This window comes from Pseudarthrobacter sp. NamB4 (assembly GCF_005796185.1).
Classification (GTDB): Bacteria; Actinomycetota; Actinomycetes; order Actinomycetales; family Micrococcaceae; genus Arthrobacter.
Window position 1 is genome coordinate 144665 of sequence record NZ_VAHM01000005.1, and the last position, 17351, is coordinate 162015.

Consider the following 17351-nt stretch of genomic DNA (forward strand, 5'->3'; position numbering starts at 1 on the left):
GGCGCCGCCGGCCGGTAAAGCAGGGGCTTAGCGGGACGGCTGCTTAGTCCGAGACCACCAGGGTTTCCGGACCTGCGAGCCGGGCTTTGCCGCTTTCGAGCAGGGGCTCGACGGCGGCGCGCAGGGCTGTCATGGAGTCGTCCAGTTCCAGCATCACCGGGTGCTGGTACGCGATCAGGGCCAGGATGTCCCGAACGGCCTCGGCGGCGTCGTCAGCGGCAAGGGCCGGTTCATGTCCGACGAACACGTCCGTGGGCACTTCGGAGCCGCCCGCCGGCAGATCCTGCGCCTGATCCTGGTCCGGATCCTGGGCCGGCGCCGCATAGCTGACGGCGAAGGCGCGGATCCGGCCCTTCCTGCTGGGCACCACGCCGGCACCAAACGCCGATTCCGGCCGGGCCCGCAGCACGATGGCGCCGTGGGCACCGGTGAGCTCGTCCAGGAACAGCTTCTGCACCTGGCCCACGGACAGGGCTCCAGGAGAATCCCAGTCGTGGATGGAGGTGTAGTACCGGCCCACGACGTCAGTCAGTTCCACAGATCCGGTGGCGAGGTCCATTACGACGTCGGAACCGGCGTTTTCATCGTTCGCCGTCCCGCCGCCGTCCTTGGCAGGGAACACCGGCAACCGCAGGGCGCCGGGTTCCACCACCACCAGCCGGGACCGCTGGATGGGAGCCAGGCCGAAGTGCTCGGCGAAGGCGGCACCGGCGGTGCCCGGCTCCACCTTGGCGCGGAGCTTTGAAACGCCCGACGGCGACTGTTCGGCCTCGCGGCGCAGCATGGTCAGCAGCGTGGCGCCGATGCCCGAACGCCGGTGGTCCCGGGCCACCTCGATGTAGGTCCACAGCCGCTCCGGGTGCAGGGAGGCCTCGTAGGCCACCCCCGCCGCAACGGGGATGCCGACGCCGTCGACCACGTCCTCGGCCACAATGCAGCGCCGCCACGGCATGCCGCCAGCACCGGCGGAGGAAACCGCCAGGGCGCCGCGGAACTGGCGGGCCTGGTGCGTTTCGGGGTCACCCCAGATTTCCAGGAGCGCCAGGTCGTCGCCCTCGCGCCACTCGCGGTATTCGATGGCCACGGGCTAGGCCCCGATCAGGCGTGCGGCCAGGTAGCCCTCCACCTTGTCCAGGGAGACGCGTTCCTGGCTCATGGTGTCCCGCTCGCGGATGGTCACAGCCTGGTCCTCGAGGGTGTCGAAGTCCACCGTGATGCAGAAGGGGGTCCCGATTTCGTCCTGCCGCCGGTAGCGGCGGCCGATGGCGCCGGCGTCGTCGAAGTCGATGTTCCAGTTCTTGCGCAGCTGGGCGCCGAGCTCCTTGGCCTTGGGCGACAGGTCCTCGTTGCGGCTCAGCGGCAGCACGGCGGCCTTGACCGGGGCAAGCCGCGGGTCAAGCTTCAGGACAGTGCGGACGTCCACGCCGCCCTTGGCGTTGGGGGCCTCGTCCTCGGTGTAAGCGTCCACGAGGAACGCCATGAAGGAACGGGTCAGCCCGGCGGCGGGCTCGATCACGTACGGGATGTAGCGCTCGTTGGTGGCCTGGTTGAAGTAGCTCAGGTCCGTGCCGGAGGCCTTGGCGTGGGTGGAGAGGTCAAAGTCGGTGCGGTTGGCGATGCCTTCCAGCTCGCCCCATTCCGAGCCCTGGAAGCCGAAGCGGTACTCGATGTCCGTGGTGCCCTTCGAATAATGGCTGAGCTTTTCCTTGGGGTGCTCGAAGAAACGCAGGTTCTCCTCGCGGATGCCCAGGCCCGTGTACCAGCCCATGCGCTCCTTCATCCAGTACTGGTGCCACTCTTCATCCGTGCCGGGCTCGACGAAGAACTCCATTTCCATCTGCTCGAACTCACGGGTGCGGAAGATGAAGTTGCCGGGCGTGATCTCGTTGCGGAAGGACTTGCCGATCTGGCCGATGCCGAACGGCGGCTTCTTGCGCGACGTGGTGAGGACGTTGTTGAAGTTCACGAAGATGCCCTGCGCCGTCTCCGGGCGCAGGTAGTGAAGGCCTTCCTCGCTCGCCACCGGGCCGAGGTACGTCTTGAGCAGGCCGGAGAACTCCTGCGGCTCGGTCCACTGGCCACGGGTCCCGCAGTTGGCGCAGGCAATGTCCCTCAGGCCGTTCTCGGCGGGGCGGCCCTTCTTTTCCTCGTACTCTTCCTCGAGGTGGTCGGCGCGGTAGCGCTTGTGGCAGGAGAGGCACTCCACCAGCGGATCGGAAAAGACCTCCACGTGACCTGAGGCTTCCCATACCTGGCGGGGCAGGATGACGGAGGAGTCCAGGCCCACCACGTCCTCGCGGCCGCGGACTATGGACTGCCACCACTGGCGCTTGATGTTTTCCTTCAGCTCGGCACCGAGGGGCCCGTAGTCCCAGGCAGAGCGCGAACCTCCGTAGATCTCACCGGCCTGGAACACGAAGCCCCTGCGCTTGGACAGGGAAATTACCTGGTCGAGTACGGATTTTGCTGCCATGGGTAACTCCAATTTCTACAGGGCCGCTGGGTGCGGTCCGCGGTTTTCAGGCCCCGGTGGCGCCAGCGGCGGGATACCTCTGGCTGCCGACGGGGGCGGATGAAGGAAAAGTGCGAAAAGCTGCGTGTCCTAGCCTACCGGCCGCTGCCGGCCCGGATGCTACCGGTGGAGGGCTCCCCGCGGCCAAGGCAGGGTGGCCAGGATGATGGCGCCGAGGGTGAGGATGGTGCCGAGCACTGTGGCGGGTGCCACCACCGTTCCAGGCGCGGGCAGGACAACATCCAACGCAAGCGAACCCAGGAGCTGCCCGGCGATCATGCCCAGGCCGGTGACCAGGACGCCCAGGCTCCGGACCAGCAGCGCGCCCAGCCCGATGAACACGCAGCCCATGGGACCGCCCAGGTAGTACCACCACTCCCCCGGCAGCGGGTTGCCGGGACCGGACGCCGAGACCTTGACTGCGTAGGCCGTCCACAGGACAACGCTGCCTGCCACGAAGTTGACCAGGGTCGCCGCGATCGGGCTGCCGTAGTGGACCGTCGCTGTTCCGTTCATGGCCTGCTGGAAGCTCATCAAAAATCCTGCCGCCAGCGGCAGCAGGAGTGGAACCAGCAAAGCAGCCGGGCCGCCGACGGGCTCCATTCCACCGGCCGTTCCGGCGAACCGGGGCGAGACAGCCCAGGAGACGGCGGCGATGGTCAGCAGGCAGCCGATCACCCGGATGGCGGTAACGGATTTCCGGCCGGCCGGACCTATACCCAACCGATCCACCACCAGGCCGCTGACCGTCTGGCCGGTAACGGTGGCCACCGTGAACAGGGCCACGCCCAGGATGCCCACAGTGAGAGACTGGGCAAAGACGAAGAGCGCGCCGATGCCGCCCGCGAGGACGTAGATGCGCGGAAAGGCCCTGCTGCGGACCGCCGGCAGGATCCTGGCAAGCCCCGCCCTGCCGCGCGGCAGGATCAGCGACACCAGGACCATGACCACCAGGCCTGTGCTGAAGCTCACCACAGCAGCGGCGATGCCATCATCGAGGCGCAATCCGAGGGCTCCGTTGATGCGGCCCTGGGCAGGAATGGCGAGGCCCGCGCCCACCGCCAACGGAAGGCCTGCGAGCAGCGGCAGGCGGGGGCTGGAGGTCATTGAATCCACCTTACGTCAGGCATTATTGCTTCTATGAGCAATGTTGAAGAGATCACCATCCGCGACAGCATGATCCGCCTGGGCCAGCTCCTGAAGCTCGCCAACCTGGTGGAGGACGGCGTGGAGGCCGCGGAGCTCATCAAGAACGGGCTCGTCAAGGTCAATGGAGAAATCGACGAGCGACGCGGCCGGCAGCTGCACAACGGGGACACCGTGACGGCAAACGGACACACCGTGAAGGTCGTCGCGCCGGACGCCGGCTGACCTCCCCGGCGGGTTGACCTCCCGGGCCGCCCGGCCGTCGTCGCCCTTCTACTTCACAGCGGGCTATTTCTTCAGCACCTCGTGTGTGAGGAACTCGCCCACGTGCCCGATTTCCTGCTGGTTGATCCCGTGCCACATGCCCGTGTAGAGCACCTTGGTCAGCTTCACATGCTTGCGGACCCAGGCCATGGTGAAGTCAATCTTGTCAGGGGTGATCACCGGGTCCTGCTGGTCGCGGCCCCAGAACATCGGGAGAGTCCCGTCCAGCTCACCGTCCCGGAAGCTGGGATCGTCACCGGCATCCACCACGAATCCTGAGAGCCCGACGACGGCCGCAAAGTCCGTGGGCCGCTGCCGCAGGAGCGTGGTGGCCATTGCCATGCCCATGGAGAACCCGAGCAGGGTCACGGACGGATGACGCACCCTGATGGTGTCGATCCAGTCCAGCACAAAGGAGGATGCGGCTTTCACGCGCTCCAGCGAGTATTCGATGGACGCCGTCAGCGGGAACCAGGTGAACCCGGGACCCATCGCGATCGGGGCCCGGATCGACGCGACGGCGAATTCGGCCGGCAGCAGGTCGGCCAGGCTCAGCAGGTCCTGTTCGTTCGCTCCGTAGCCGTGCAGCAGCACCAGCAGCGGCTTGCCATCGCGCTGGTCCTCCGGGTGGGACCACAAAACAACAGGGGCTGGAAATACTTCGGCGTCAGTCATGGTTTCCATTCATACCAGTTACCCCGAGGTAACAACCTACGTTGGCGTAGCCAGAGAGGCGGAAGGCAGGATAGGACCGTGAGTGACACAAGCGCCGTCGAGACCCCTCCTGTGACCCCCGGCTCCCACCCCTGGAGCCGGTATGTGGCCATGGGCGATTCCTTTACGGAGGGCATCGGAGACCCCGAACCCTCAAGCCCTGGCGGCTTCCGCGGCTGGGCGGACCGGGTGGCCGAAGAAATGGGCAGGACCCAGCCGGATTTCGCTTATGCCAACCTGGCGGTCCGCGGCCGCCTGCTGCAGCAGATCGTGGACCAGCAGCTCGCCCCGTGTCTGGCGCTGAAGCCGGACCTGGTCACCCTTTCCGCCGGCGGCAATGACCTGCTGCGGCCCGGGGGCGACCCCGATACCCTCGCCGAGAAACTGGACTCGGTAGTGCAGATCCTGGCCATGGGCGGCGCCACGGTAGTCCTCTTTAACGGGCCGGACACCGGCGCTTCCGTGCTGGGCAGGATCCGCAGCAAGGTGGCCATCTACAACGAGAACCTGCGCACCGTCGCAGCCCGGCATGACGCCATCATCGCGGACATGTGGTCCCTGCGCCAGCTCAGCGATCCGCAGATGTGGGACCAGGACCGCCTTCACTTCTCCCCGCTGGGCCACCACACCATCGCCGCCATGGTGCTGGATTCGCTGAACGTGGAACACACCCTGGAGCCCCTGCAGCCCAAACCGTTCCCGCCCCGGACCTGGCGCGAGGCGCGTTCCAGTGACCTCGTGTGGGCCAGGCAGTATTTTGTGCCCTGGGTGCTCCGGCGGCTGCGGCACCAGTCGTCCGGAGACGGGATCACCGCGAAACGTCCGACGCCGGGGCCCGTCTTCGGTCCGGGCGTCCCGCTGGGATCGGGCGAGGGTCCACTGGGCACGGCGAGCTAGGGAGAGGAACGGCCTCACCGCCCTGGGCGTTTAAGCTTGAAGGACACACTCGAGAGGCGCAGCACCGTGAGCAACCTGTTTTTCTGGATCATCATCCTGTCACTCCTGATCCCGGTGGCCATGCGGATGTACCGGAAGTCCGTGGACCGCCGGAACCAAGAGCAGAGCTTCTCGGGACGGTACCCGGAGCAGTTCCCGGGCGGCGGAATCCACCCCGGGCAGTTTGGCTCCGGCGGCCCGCAGAGCAAACAGCCGCGCGACGGCTTCACGCAGCAGGATTACTTCGCCGGCGGCTTCCGCGAGCTCGGTGGTCCCCAGCCACTGCCGCCCGGAGAGCCGCTGCCGCCCTTCCAGCCGGTTCCGCCCTTTCCCCAGGACCAGCAGTATCCGCCGTCCGGGCAGCCGCAGCAGGCCCCCCGCGAAGAAGCCCCGCAGCAGCCGGCCGGGCCGCCCACTCCCCCGCCGCCGTCGGCCCCCCAGGGATTCCGCGCGCGCAAGCTTGCTGAACTGGACCAGCAGTACAGCAACGGCGAACTGTCCGTTGAGGAGTACATGACCCGCCGCGGCGACATCATGAACGGCTAGCAGGGCGCTGCTCCACCTGCTGCTAGTCCACCTGCGGGAATCCGAGATCAATGACGGACGTGGAGGGATCGGGCCACCTGGTGGTCACCACCTTTCCGCGCGTGTAGAAACGGATGCTGTCCGGGCCATACATGTGGGTGTCGCCGAACAGGGAGTTCTTCCACCCGCCGAACGAGAACGTGCCCACCGGCACCGGAATGGGGACGTTGACGCCTACCATCCCCGCTTCCACGTCGAACTCGAACTGCCGCGCGGCACCGCCGTCACGGGTGAAGATGGCAACGCCGTTGCCAAACTCGTTTTCATTGACCAGCCGCACGGCGTCGCTGTAGGTCTCCGCCCGGACCACGGACAGGACGGGGCCGAAGATCTCGTCGTCGTAGACCTTCATGCCGGGCTTGACGTGGTCGATGAGACTGACGCCGATGAAGAAGCCGTCCGAATCAAACTGCTGCTCCCGCCCGTCCACCACCACGCTGGCGCCTTCGCCTTCCGCTCCCGCCACGTAGGACGCCACACGGTCGCGGTGTTCGGCCGTGATCAGCGGCCCCATCTGGGAGGAAGGGTCCGTGCCGGGGCCGATCTTCAGGTCCGCCATCCGGCTTCTGATGGCTGCCACGAGGTCGTCGGCGATGTTGCCCACCGCAACCAGGACGCTGACGGCCATGCACCGTTCACCCGCCGAACCGTACGCGGCGGAAACCGCGGCGTCGGCCGCCATGTCCAGGTCGGCGTCGGGCAGGACCACCATGTGGTTCTTTGCTCCGCCAAGCGCCTGGACCCGCTTGCCGTGGTCCGCGGCGCGCCTGTAAATGGACTGGGCAATGGGCGTTGAACCCACGAAGCTGACGGCTTTGACGTCCTGGTGCTCCAGCAGGACATCCACCGCTTCCTTGTCCCCGTGGACCACGTTCAGCACCCCTGCCGGCAAACCCGCTTCCGCGAAGACCTCCGCGATGAAGACAGCCGATGAGGGGTCCTTCTCGCTCGGTTTGAGCAGGACGGTATTGCCGCACGCGAGCGCGCTGCCGATCATCCACAGCGGAACCATCGCCGGGAAGTTGAACGGGGTGATGCAGGCCACCACGCCCACGGGCTGGCGGACGGAGTGTACATCGATGCCGCCTGAGACCTGCTCGGAGTGCTCGCCTTTAAGCATGTGGGACAGCCCGGTGGCGAACTCGATGTTCTCCAGGCCGCGGGAAATCTCTCCTTCAGCGTCGGAGAGCACTTTGCCGTGTTCGCTGGTGAGGATCGCGGCCAGCTCCGGCTTGCGGCGGTTCAAAATTTCACGGACCTTGAAAAAGATCCCGCTGCGCCGCGCCAGGCTGGTTGCCCGCCAACCGGGGAGTGCAGCCTTTGCTGCCGCTATGGCTTCGTCCACCCGGGCGCGGGATGCGAGCACCACCTGTTTTTCCTGTTCGCCGGTGGCGGGATTGAAGACGGGTCCAAAACGTTCTGCCTCGCTGACCCGCTGTGCGTTGATGAAGTGGGGAATGGTCTGCATGGATGCCTCTCTCAGGATGTACGCAGTACGGGTGTTATTCAGCGGGGCCGAGCGAGCCGTCCACCAGCTTGATGATCATGGAGCAGTCCTTGCCCGCCTCCCCCGCGTCGATGAGGCGCTGGAAGAGCTGCTGGACATGCTTGCCGATCTCAAGCGGCGTGCCGGTGTCCTCGGCAGCGCTGATGGCCAGGCCGATGTCCTTGTTGGCCAGTTCAGTGGTGAAGGTGGGCGAGAAGCCGTTGTTCGAGGCGGCGGTCTCCACCACGCCCGGCACCGGGTACCAGGTACGCAGTGCCCAGCTGTCCCCTGACGAGACCGAGGCAATGTCCCAGAAGACCTGCTTGTCGAGCCCAAGGCGGTCCGCCAGCACCGCGCCCTCGGCCGTCGAGGCGAGGTTGATGAACAGCATGAGGTTGTTGCAGATCTTGGCTGCCTGGCCCGTGGTGGCGCCGCCGGTGGGGATGATGTTGGCGGCCATGGGCCGGATGTAGTCCGTGGCGTCCGCTATCGCCCCAGCCTCGCCGCCCACCATGAAGGTCAGCGTCCCGGCCTTCGCCCCGCTCATGCCGCCCGAAACCGGTGCGTCAACGAAGCGGAAGCCAGCGGCAGCAGCGGCGTCGTGCAGTTCCTGTGCCGAGGCGATATCGATGGTGGAGGAATCGACGAGCAGGGTGCGGGTATCCGCGGAGGCCAGTACTCCGTCCGGGCCCAGGTACACGGCCCTGGCATGCTCGCCCTTGGGGAGCATGGTGAAGACGGCGTCGGCTCCCTGCACTGCCTCAGCTATGCTGCCGGCGGGTTTGACGCCACCGGCCTCCGCAACGGCAAGGGCGGCCGGGTTGAGGTCAAAGCCGCGCACCTCATGCCCGGCCTTGGCGAGGTTCACCGACATCGACCCGCCCATGTTCCCCAGCCCGATCCATCCGATTACTGCCATCGCGTATGCTCCTTTGCTTGCTGCCAGCCGCCTTGGCCGGAACGTTCAGTGTCCACCGTCACATCCTGTTAGGGTGCAATCAAGGGAAAAATTCACAGACGCCATGTGCGCTGATGCACAGAGAGGGAAGGTTGCGCCAGTGGCACGGCTTCCAAGCCCCGATGACCTGCTGATTCTCCTGACAGTGGCCCGGCTGGGGCGCTTCAACGCCGTCGCCGAAAGCCTGGGAACGACGCACACCACCATTTCCCGCCGCATCCTGGCGCTCGACCGGCAGCTGGGCGGCCGGACGCTTGAGCGGAGCCCCCACGGCTGGGAGCTGACTGATCTGGGCGCCTCCGCGGTGGCGGCCGCAGAGTCAATTGAGGAGACGCTGGGGTCACTCGCCGGCACCATCGGCCAGGAACGGGACGCCTTGTCCGGCATGGTCCGGATCAGCACGTCGGACGGTTTCGGTGCCGAGTTCGTTGCTCCCGCGCTGGTCCGCCTGCAGAAACGCCATCCTTTGCTGAACATCGAGATGCTCAGCGCAACCCGCAAGGTGAGCCGTAACCGGTCCGGAGTGGACCTGGAAGTGGTGGTCGGCGGAACCGACGTCAGCAATGCCCAGACGATCTTCCTCACGAACTACTGCCTCCGGCTGTACGCCAGCGCCGACTATGCAGCCCGGCACGGACTGCCGGAAACGCCCGAGGGCGTGGGGCAGCACGGCTTCGTGTCCTACGTCGAATCCGCCCTCCAGGTGGCGGAGCTCGGCCACCGGTCATCACAGTTGCCCATACCGAAATCCAGCTTCCAGGCCACCAGCATCTTCGCGCAGGTGGAGGCGGTGCGCAGGGGCGCCGGCATCAGGCTGCTCCCCAACTTCATGGTGGCCCGCGAACCCGGCTTCGTTCCCGTCCTCCCGGACGATTTCGAGCGCCAGCTCCCCATCTGGGCAGTGGCCCGGCCGGAGTCGCTGCGGTCCGGACGGGTCCAGGCCGTCATTGCAGCCCTTAAGGAAGAAGTGGCCGCCCGGCAGGACCTGCTCGCAGCCTGAGTCCCGCCACCGCCCACAAACGTTCAGGGACGGAACAGCCTGCGCACCACTTCCCCGGCTGCCAGTGCATCCAGGCCTTCGTTGATCTCGGCCAGCGGGCGCGTGTCCGAGTGCAGCAGCTCGACCGGCAGCCGGCCGTCGCGCCAGTACCCCAGGTACCGCGGGATGTCCCGTTCCGGCACGGCGTCGCCCATGTAGGAGCCCAGCAGACGCTTGCCCGCACCGGCAAACTGCAGCGCTGGGACCGTCAGTTCGGCCGACGGGTGCGGCAGGCCCACCGAAACCACGGCACCGCCCCGGGTTACCAGCTCCAGGCAGGAGGCGATGACACGGGCGGAACCTACCGCCTCCACGGCATAGTCCACGCCATCACCGGCGGCATCTGCGACCAGTTTGGCAGCGTCCCCGGGAGTACCTGCCGCGGTGGCACCGCAGTCCAGGGCCAGCTGATGTTTACCCTGGTTCGGATCAATGGCGATGATCGCAGCCGCACCCGCTATGCGGGCCGCCATGACTGCCGAGAAGCCCACTGCGCCGAGGCCAAAGACCGCAACCGACTCCCCGCCGTCGGCCTGTGCCGTATTGAAGACCGCCCCCATGCCCGTCAGTACCGCGCAGCCGAACATCGCGGCAACTGTGTCCGGAATATCGTCGTCGATCACCACCACAGATTCCCGTGCCACCGCCGCGTAGTCCGCGAAGGCGGAAATGCCAAGGTGGTGGTTGATCCGCTCCCCTGACGCGGTCCGGAGCAACGCTTCGCCGTGCAGCAGGTCGCCGGAGCCGTTGACTTCGGCAGCACGGTGGCAGAGAGCAGGCCTTCCCGCCCGGCAGGCACGGCAGTCACCGCAGCTTGGCACGAAGACCAGCACCACATGGTTGCCCACGGAAACGCCAGCCACTCCGCTCCCCACGGAGACCACCCGGCCCACCGCCTCGTGCCCCAGGGCCATGGGCAGAGGCCTGACGCGCGAACCGTCCACCACGGACAGGTCCGAGTGGCACAGGCTCGAATAGGTGATGGCAATTCCCAGCTCCCCGGCCCGTGGTTCCGGCCGCTCAAGCTCCTCCACCAGCAGGGGGCGCGTCTCGGCATAGCTGGTTCCCGCAGGGACGGTGTTGTAAAGGACAGCGGCTCGCATGGGAGTTCCTTGGTGTGAATCGGTTCTGGCATGCAGCTGCCCGGACCGGGATCCGGATCCGGGCAACTGTCCTGGATGTGCGGTCTACTTTTTGCTGGCGGCCAGGAGATCCGCGGTGCCCTTGGCATCCGCTGCATCCACATCGTGCAGCGAGATGCCCTTTGTCTCCCTGAGGAAGAGCACGGAGACGGCCGTTACGAGGCAGGCAGCAAGCAGGTACAGGGCGACCGGGAGAGAGGACTTGAAGTTGCCCAGCAGGGCGGTGGCGATGATCGGTGCCAGCGAGCCGGCAACGATCGACGTCACCTGATAGCCGAGTGACACGCCGGAGTAACGCATCCTGGTGGGGAACATCTCGGCCATAATGGACGGCTGGCCCGCGTACATCAGCGCGTGGAAGAGCAGGCCGATGGTGATGGCCGCCAGGATGACCATATCGTTGGCCGTGTCCATCATGGGGAAAGCGAAGAAGCCCCAGCTTCCGCCAAGAATGGCGCCCGCCATGTACACCGGGCGCCGGCCGAAGGCGTCGGAGAGCTTGCCCACCAGCGGGACGGCACAGAAATGGATGAAGTGCGCCACCAGCAGCAGGAGCAGGATCCGCGAGGTGTCCGTCTGGACGACGACCTTCAGGTAGGTGATGGAGAAGGTGACTACCAGGTAGTACAGGATGTTTTCGGCGAACCGCAGGCCCATGGCGGTAAAGACGCCACGGGGGTAGCGGCGGAAGACTTCGGCAACACCGTACCCCTTCTTTTCCGCGGCGACTTCTTTGCGGGCCTCGATAAAGATCGGAGCGTCCTGGACCTTGGTGCGGATGTAGTAGCCGACGATCACGATGACTGCAGACAGCCAGAACGCCACTCGCCAGCCCCAGCCGAGGAAGGCTTCCTGGGACAGGGTGGAGGACAGGGTGAACAGCACGCCCGTGGCCAGCAGGTTGCCCATCGGGACTGCGGACTGCGGCCAACTGGACCAGAAGCCGCGCGAGTGGCTGGGGCTGTGCTCTGCTACCAGCAGCACCGCGCCGCCCCATTCACCGCCGACCGCGAAGCCCTGCACGAAGCGCAGGAAGACCAACAGTGCCGGGGCCCAGTAGCCGATTTCGGCGAAGGTGGGCAGGCAGCCCATGAGGAACGTCGCAACGCCCACCATGATGATGCTCAATTGGAGGAGTTGCTTGCGGCCGAACTTGTCGCCGAAGTGGCCAAAGACAATTCCGCCGATGGGCCGGGCAACGAAACCTACGGCATAGGTGACAAAAGCGGCAATGATGCCGTCCAGTTCCGTTCCTGAATTGGGGAAGAACGTTTTGCCGAATACAAGGGTGGCGGCAGATGCGTAGAGGAAGAACTCGTACCATTCGACCACCGTGCCGGCCATCGAGGCCGTAACGACTTTCTTCAGGCCTGAGGCCTTGACATCGGTTTCCTCGATCCGCCCTGCGGCGGAGTGTTCCGTGCTCATGAGTGAACTCCTTTGGCGTCTCCGTCGACACCACATGGGGACCGGATAGCGGCTTTATGGCGCTCGCCACACAACCGCAGGTTCACACGAGTATTGTCCGGGACGGCGTGGGAGCTCAACGCCAAATACTGCAGAAAGCATCTGCAAAAATGCACATGTCGGGCACTGTGGCCAGGTTTGGCACCTGGCCGGGGTGGAGGCTCAGGGCAGGAGGTGCTCGCGTAGCTGGTTCCCGAGCTGCCCGATTTCCGTCAGGAACCCGTCGTGGCCGATCGGAGCCTGGATAAGGTGGACGTCCACCTCTCCCGGCAGGGCCTGGGCGAGTTCAACGGACTGGGACGGGAAGTAGAGCCGGTCCGAGTCAACGGCGGCAACGAAGAAGCGGGCGCTTGAGTGCGCCAGCGTCTCCGGAAGCGTGCCGCGCCCGCGGCAGATGTCATGGCTCATGAGCGCTTCAGTGATGGCTATATAGCTGTTGGCGTCGAACCGCTGGACCAGTTTGGTTCCCTGATGGTCCAGGTAGCTTTCCACCTGGTAGCGTCCACGGGCGCCCAGCCTGCCCGCCTGGAGCGGTGATTCCGGTGCCTGCGGGGCACGGCCGAACCTGCCCTCCAGCTCCGCTGCCGAGCGGTAGGTGATGTGGGCAATCCGCCGTGCCAGTGCCAGCCCGTCCTCGGGAAAAGGACCCCCGTAGTAGTCGCCGCCGTTGAAGTTGGGGTCCTGGCGGATGGCGAGGGTCTGGGCCTGCGCGAAAGCGATCTGCTCTGCAGTGCTGGCTGCGCCCACCGAAATCACTGCACAGCGCTGCACGCGTTCCGGGAAGGTGATGGCCCACTCCAAAGCCCGGGCACCGCCCATGGAACCGCCCAGCACGGCAAACCAGCTGTCGATCCCCAGCTGGTCAGCAAGCCGGGCCTCCGCTTCCGTGCTGTCCCTCAGGGTTACCAGGGGAAACCGGGAACCCCACGGTGTTCCGTCCGGAGCAGGCGACGACGGTCCGGTGGAGCCGTAGCAGCCGCCCACCATGTTGATGGAGACCACGAAGAACTGGTCCGTATCCACCGGGGCGCCGGGGCCGGCCAGTTGTTCCCACCACCCGGCCTCGTCGGTATCACCCCGGGTCACATGGGTGCTGCCGGTCAAGGCGTGTTCAATGAGGACGGCGTTGCTGCCGTCCTCATTCAGGGTGCCCCAGGTTTCGTAGGCCAGGACCACGTCCGGCAGGTAACCGCCCGCTTCAAGTTCCAGCCCGCCAATCGAGGCGTAGCGGACAATCCCGTGCTGGGGAGCGGTGGTACGGGCAACGGTTACCGTCATGGCAGGACCTCTTCTACGCACTTGCCCGCCGTCGTATGACCGGCAGGCCAGGTCTTCACCCGGGGCACCCCACCGCGGAAGGAGGGTTGCCGGCCAGCAAGCCGGGGCTGTCACTGGCACTCATGACCTGGTTCGAGTGTACGAAACAGCCCCTGCCCGCCGCCAAGAGTGTGACTGGTTGTGACTTCCCGGCTTGCTGCCCACCTGCCGCACCGGCCGCCGTCGTGCGTTGCTCCTGCCAGGCGCCGTTTCTCCGGTCAGGCGCCCACTGCCCCCTTGGCTGCGCGGAACCCGGCTGCCAGGTCCGCGAGGATGTCGTCGATGTGCTCAAGGCCTACGGAGAGGCGGACCAGCCCGGGAGTGACGCCGGCGACGGCCTGCTGTTCCGCCGAGAGCTGGCTGTGAGTGGTCGACGCCGGGTGGATGACCAGGGACCGGACGTCGCCGATGTTTGCCACGTGGGAGTGCAGCTCCAGGGCGTCCACGAAGCGCTTTCCCGCCTCGGCGCCACCGGCAAGGTTGAAGGCCACGATGGCGCCGGTTCCCCTGGGCCCGTACTTCCGGCCCCGCTCAAACCAGGGGCTGGAGGGCAGTCCGGCGTAGGCGACGGATTCGACGTCGGCACGAGCTTCCAGCCATTGGGCCACTTCCAGGGCATTGGCTACGTGTCGTTCCACTCGCAGGCTCAAAGTCTCCAGGCCTTGGGCAATCAGGAAGGCGTTGAAGGGCGAGACCGCCGAGCCCAGGTCGCGCAGCAGCTGGACGCGGGCCTTGAGGATGTAGGAGAGGTTGGCACCCAGGGCACCGCCCTCGCCCAGGTCCCGTGCATAGACCAGGCCGTTGTAGGTGGGGTCGGGGGTGTTAAAGCCCGGGAAGCGTTCCGGGTCCCTGCTGAAATCGAAGTTGCCGGAATCCACAATGACGCCGGCGATCGCTGCGCCGTGGCCGCCCAGGTATTTGGTGGCCGAATGCACCACTATGTCCGCTCCCCACTCAAGCGGGCGGATCAGGTACGGGGTGGACAGCGTGTTGTCCACGATCAGGGGCACCCCTGCCTCGTGGGCCGCGCGGGAGACACCTTCGATGTCCAGGACGTCCTGCCGGGGGTTGGACACCACCTCGGCGAAGAAGAGTTTGGTGTTGGGCTGTACGGCGTCGCGCCACTGGTCCAGGTTGTCCGGGTCCGCCACAAAGGTGACCGAGATGCCGAACTTCTTCAGGGTGTGTGCGAAGAGGTTGTAGGTGCCGCCGTAGAGGCTGGGGCTCGCCACAATATGGTCCCCCGCCTCCGCAATGTTCAGGACGGCGAAGGTCTCGGCGGCCTGGCCGGAGCTGAGCAGCAGGGCCCCCAGTCCGCCTTCCAGGCTCGCGATGCGCTGTTCCACGGCTTCCTGCGTGGGGTTGCCGATCCTGGTGTAGATCGGGGCCAGCTCAGCCAGGGCAAACCTGTTCGCAGCGCTCTCGGCACTGGGGAAAACAAAGGAAGTGGACTGGTAGATGGGCAGGGCACGGGCGCCGGTTGCGGCGTCCGGCTCCTGTCCGGCGTGGATCTGGCGGGTTTCGAATGACCATCCGTTGGACAACTAAGGCTCCTCTGACATGGGCCCGGCATGCTCGGAGCACCACGGGCCGCGCTTGCTCTCCGGCCGTTGCCGGACAGCCAGGTCCTCACCCGGGGCACCCCACCGCGGATGGAGGGTTGCCGGCCAGCGAGCCGGGGCTGGATGCTGGCGCTCATGACCTGAGCCCAGTGTAGGAACACAGCCTCCGCAACGGACAGGATTGTGACGAACATGGTCAGGACGTTGTCCGCCTGCCTTGGGGGGTTCGGGGGATGTAAAAGGCAAATTCCCAGTAAGGCTACCCTTAGCTGAGAGCCCGATCACAAAGTGCCAAGATGTTGGCATGCGCATGGATCACGTCTCTTACGCCTGTGAACAGGATGGCCTGGCGGCCACCACCGAACGTATTTCATCTGCCCTCGGCGTTGAGGCAGTGAAGGGCGGGGTGCACCCCCGGTTCGGAACCCGGAACATGATCATTCCCCTCGCCGGCCACAAGTATCTTGAAGTCGTTGAGGTCCTGGACCATCCGGCGTCGGACAAGGCACCGTTCGGGCAGGCTGTGCGTGCCCGCTCTGCGGCAGGCGGCGGCTGGATGGGCTGGTGTGTCGAGGTGGATGACCTTGCTCCCTTCGAGGAGCGGCTGGGCCGTTCCGCCGTCAATGGCAACCGGAAGTTCCCGGACGGCCGCGAACTGGTCTGGAAGCAGATTGGCATTCTGGGGCTCATTGCCGATCCGCAGGTGCCGTACATGCTCAAGTGGGAAGGCGACCCGTCCCTGCACCCGTCCAACGCCTACCAGAGCAACATCAAGATGAGCTGCCTGACCATTGCCGGCTCCGCCTCCCGCGTCACGGAGTGGCTGGGCGAGCCGGTGGAGAAGCCGCTGGAGGACGTCGCCGTGGAATGGGTAGCTCCGCATGGGACGCCCGGCATCCTGTCGGTCACCTTTGAAACCGCCAATGGAGCCGTCACCATCTGACGTACCTCCTGCCAGACTTCGGCCGCCATCAGCTTGTGACAACGGCGTCACCTGCCGATGGCGGCCGAATCCTTTTTCTGGCGAATGGTCTTCGGGCAGGGCGCGGTGCGGGACATGGATCTGACCTGTGAAGTCCAAGCGATTCTGGACACAGCTCTGATCGTGCTTGCTGGTATGAGGGCCGCGGCTCCGAATGTCATACCCTGCGGGGATCGTTCAGGTATGGAATCAAATTCGGTGTTGGAGGCTGAGGCAGCGGTTGATGCTTCGGTTGCAGCGTTTTTGGCTGCGCTGGCCGGGGGACGTTCTGCTGTTTCCTGTGCAGCCTCCGGTGGTGCTGGTTCCGATGCCGCAGGCGGTGGCGGTGGCGGGCTGGATGATGATCCGTTGCAGCGGGTCGCTGGATGCTTCGGCCGCGATGCCGCGGTCCGAGGCGAAGTTGGCCGCGGTGAAGGCGCAGGAGGTTACGGTCCTGGCCGGGGCGACGAAGACGCTGAACGGGCCGCCCGCCACACCACATGAGGCCACGGCGCAGGACCGGAGCCTGATGGCCGAGGGTCGGATGCGTACTCACCATCGTGGACCGGGCCGCCGGTGCTTTGCTGACCGACGCCCACGCCCTGACCGCCTGCCTCCCCCGATCGCTGGCGGCCCTGCAGGCCGGGACGGTGTCCTGGGCCCATGCGCGGACCATGGCAGACCAGACCACGGGTCTTGACCCGGACGCGACGGCGGCGCTGGAGGCCCACTTCCTGGACCCGACGGCACCGGACGCGGCGCGCGGCTGCCCGGCGGGGCAGGATGCCGGCGTACCGGTTCAACCAGGGCCCGGGGCTGGCGGGAACGCCACCATCCGGAAAGCCTGGAAAAACGGCACGCCAAAGGCGTCGCGGACCGGCGGGTAGAGTTCTGGCCGGACAGCGACGCGATGGCCTGGGTCGCCGCCCTGCTGCCAGCTGACCATGCCTCGGCGATCCGTAACCGGCTCACCGCCATCGCCCGCGGCATGCAGGGCCACCACGAACCCCGCACCCTGCCCCAACTGAAGGCCGACACCTTCACCGCCGGACTCCTCACCACCGGAAAAATCCTCAGCAACACCGGCGACGGCACCGGCATGGGCGGAACGGACCCCGGGAACGGTGCCGGCAGTCCGGACCAATCCGGCTGTCGCGCCGAAATCCGCACCGGCGGGACGGACACCACCACGGTGGCCGGAAGCGGCTGTGCCTGAAGGACTTTGTGCGTTTTGAGGACCTTTTGGAATTATGGCCTGCGCC

The 17351-nt window shown here is 66.2% G+C and carries 18 protein-coding genes and 2 riboswitches; of the genes, 7 read left to right on the forward strand and 11 right to left on the reverse strand.

What is annotated here, in order from left to right:
* Window positions 1-43: 43 nt before the first annotated feature.
* From FDW81_RS06545 to FDW81_RS06555, 3 genes are all read right to left on the reverse strand, one after another.
* A complete protein-coding gene (locus FDW81_RS06545; protein WP_138133331.1) occupies window positions 44-1084 on the reverse strand; it encodes a GNAT family N-acetyltransferase in 1041 nt (346 codons plus the stop codon).
* 3 nt (window positions 1085-1087) lie between these two features.
* A complete protein-coding gene (locus tag FDW81_RS06550) occupies window positions 1088-2473 on the reverse strand; it encodes a glycine--tRNA ligase (RefSeq protein WP_138133332.1) in 1386 nt (461 codons plus the stop codon).
* A 159-nt stretch (window positions 2474-2632) separates the two neighbouring features.
* Window positions 2633-3619 (reverse strand): DMT family transporter, encoded by a 987-nt coding sequence (locus tag FDW81_RS06555; protein WP_138133333.1) that lies wholly within the window; start codon window positions 3617-3619, stop codon window positions 2633-2635.
* Between the two features lie 33 nt (window positions 3620-3652).
* Between FDW81_RS06555 and FDW81_RS06560 the strand changes: the two genes are divergently transcribed.
* On the forward strand, window positions 3653-3883 hold the full coding sequence (locus FDW81_RS06560; RefSeq protein ID WP_138133334.1) for an RNA-binding S4 domain-containing protein: 231 nt from the start codon (window positions 3653-3655) through the stop codon (window positions 3881-3883).
* A 63-nt stretch (window positions 3884-3946) separates the two neighbouring features.
* On the opposite strand, the gene FDW81_RS06565 is transcribed toward FDW81_RS06560, so the two are convergent.
* Window positions 3947-4597: an alpha/beta hydrolase gene (locus tag FDW81_RS06565; protein ID WP_138133335.1), complete on the reverse strand. Its 651-nt coding sequence runs from the start codon at window positions 4595-4597 to the stop codon at window positions 3947-3949.
* A 150-nt stretch (window positions 4598-4747) separates the two neighbouring features.
* Between FDW81_RS06565 and FDW81_RS06570 the strand changes: the two genes are divergently transcribed.
* Window positions 4748-5533: an SGNH/GDSL hydrolase family protein gene (locus FDW81_RS06570; protein ID WP_240720032.1), complete on the forward strand. Its 786-nt coding sequence runs from the start codon at window positions 4748-4750 to the stop codon at window positions 5531-5533.
* Between the two features lie 66 nt (window positions 5534-5599).
* Window positions 5600-6118: a hypothetical protein gene (locus tag FDW81_RS06575; protein WP_138133337.1), complete on the forward strand. Its 519-nt coding sequence runs from the start codon at window positions 5600-5602 to the stop codon at window positions 6116-6118.
* 22 nt (window positions 6119-6140) lie between these two features.
* On the opposite strand, the gene FDW81_RS06580 is transcribed toward FDW81_RS06575, so the two are convergent.
* Both FDW81_RS06580 and mmsB read right to left on the reverse strand, forming a co-directional pair.
* A complete protein-coding gene (locus FDW81_RS06580) occupies window positions 6141-7625 on the reverse strand; it encodes a CoA-acylating methylmalonate-semialdehyde dehydrogenase (RefSeq protein ID WP_138133338.1) in 1485 nt (494 codons plus the stop codon).
* Between the two features lie 34 nt (window positions 7626-7659).
* Window positions 7660-8562: a 3-hydroxyisobutyrate dehydrogenase gene (gene mmsB / locus FDW81_RS06585; RefSeq protein ID WP_138133339.1), complete on the reverse strand. Its 903-nt coding sequence runs from the start codon at window positions 8560-8562 to the stop codon at window positions 7660-7662.
* Window positions 8563-8701: 139 nt separating this feature from the next.
* Between mmsB and FDW81_RS06590 the strand changes: the two genes are divergently transcribed.
* Window positions 8702-9601: a LysR family transcriptional regulator gene (locus tag FDW81_RS06590; RefSeq protein ID WP_138133340.1), complete on the forward strand. Its 900-nt coding sequence runs from the start codon at window positions 8702-8704 to the stop codon at window positions 9599-9601.
* 23 nt (window positions 9602-9624) lie between these two features.
* Here FDW81_RS06590 and FDW81_RS06595 read toward each other — a convergent pair whose 3' ends face one another.
* The 4 genes from FDW81_RS06595 to FDW81_RS06610 all read right to left on the reverse strand — a co-directional run bounded on the left by FDW81_RS06595 (window position 9625) and on the right by FDW81_RS06610 (window position 15110).
* On the reverse strand, window positions 9625-10743 hold the full coding sequence (locus FDW81_RS06595) for a zinc-dependent alcohol dehydrogenase family protein (protein ID WP_138133341.1): 1119 nt from the start codon (window positions 10741-10743) through the stop codon (window positions 9625-9627).
* A gap of 84 nt (window positions 10744-10827) precedes the next feature.
* Entirely contained in the window at window positions 10828-12210 is a 1383-nt protein-coding gene (locus FDW81_RS06600; RefSeq protein ID WP_138133342.1) for an MFS transporter, read from the reverse strand.
* Window positions 12211-12411: 201 nt separating this feature from the next.
* Window positions 12412-13527, reverse strand: a complete 1116-nt coding sequence (locus FDW81_RS06605) for a homoserine O-acetyltransferase (protein WP_138133343.1) — start codon at window positions 13525-13527, stop codon at window positions 12412-12414.
* 12 nt (window positions 13528-13539) lie between these two features.
* Window positions 13540-13655: riboswitch (SAM riboswitch) on the reverse strand.
* Between the two features lie 129 nt (window positions 13656-13784).
* Window positions 13785-15110 carry a bifunctional o-acetylhomoserine/o-acetylserine sulfhydrylase gene (locus tag FDW81_RS06610; protein ID WP_138133344.1) on the reverse strand — a complete coding sequence of 442 codons (1326 nt, stop codon included), beginning with the start codon at window positions 15108-15110 and terminating at the stop codon, window positions 13785-13787.
* A 43-nt stretch (window positions 15111-15153) separates the two neighbouring features.
* Window positions 15154-15269: riboswitch (SAM riboswitch) on the reverse strand.
* 163 nt (window positions 15270-15432) lie between these two features.
* Between FDW81_RS06610 and FDW81_RS06615 the strand changes: the two genes are divergently transcribed.
* Complete coding sequence (locus FDW81_RS06615) at window positions 15433-16071, forward strand: VOC family protein (protein WP_138133345.1); 639 nt, start codon at window positions 15433-15435, stop codon at window positions 16069-16071.
* A 228-nt stretch (window positions 16072-16299) separates the two neighbouring features.
* On the opposite strand, the gene FDW81_RS18385 is transcribed toward FDW81_RS06615, so the two are convergent.
* A complete protein-coding gene (locus FDW81_RS18385) occupies window positions 16300-16599 on the reverse strand; it encodes a hypothetical protein (RefSeq protein WP_240720008.1) in 300 nt (99 codons plus the stop codon).
* Window positions 16600-16649: 50 nt separating this feature from the next.
* On the opposite strand from FDW81_RS18385, the gene FDW81_RS18390 reads away from it, so the two are divergent.
* Entirely contained in the window at window positions 16650-16976 is a 327-nt protein-coding gene (locus tag FDW81_RS18390) for a hypothetical protein (protein ID WP_240720010.1), read from the forward strand.
* Window positions 16934-17305, forward strand: coding sequence for a DUF222 domain-containing protein (locus FDW81_RS18395; RefSeq protein ID WP_240720034.1), 372 nt, complete (start codon window positions 16934-16936; stop codon window positions 17303-17305). Before FDW81_RS18390 ends, FDW81_RS18395 begins: the two co-directional genes overlap by 43 nt.
* Window positions 17306-17351: the final 46 nt, after the last annotated feature.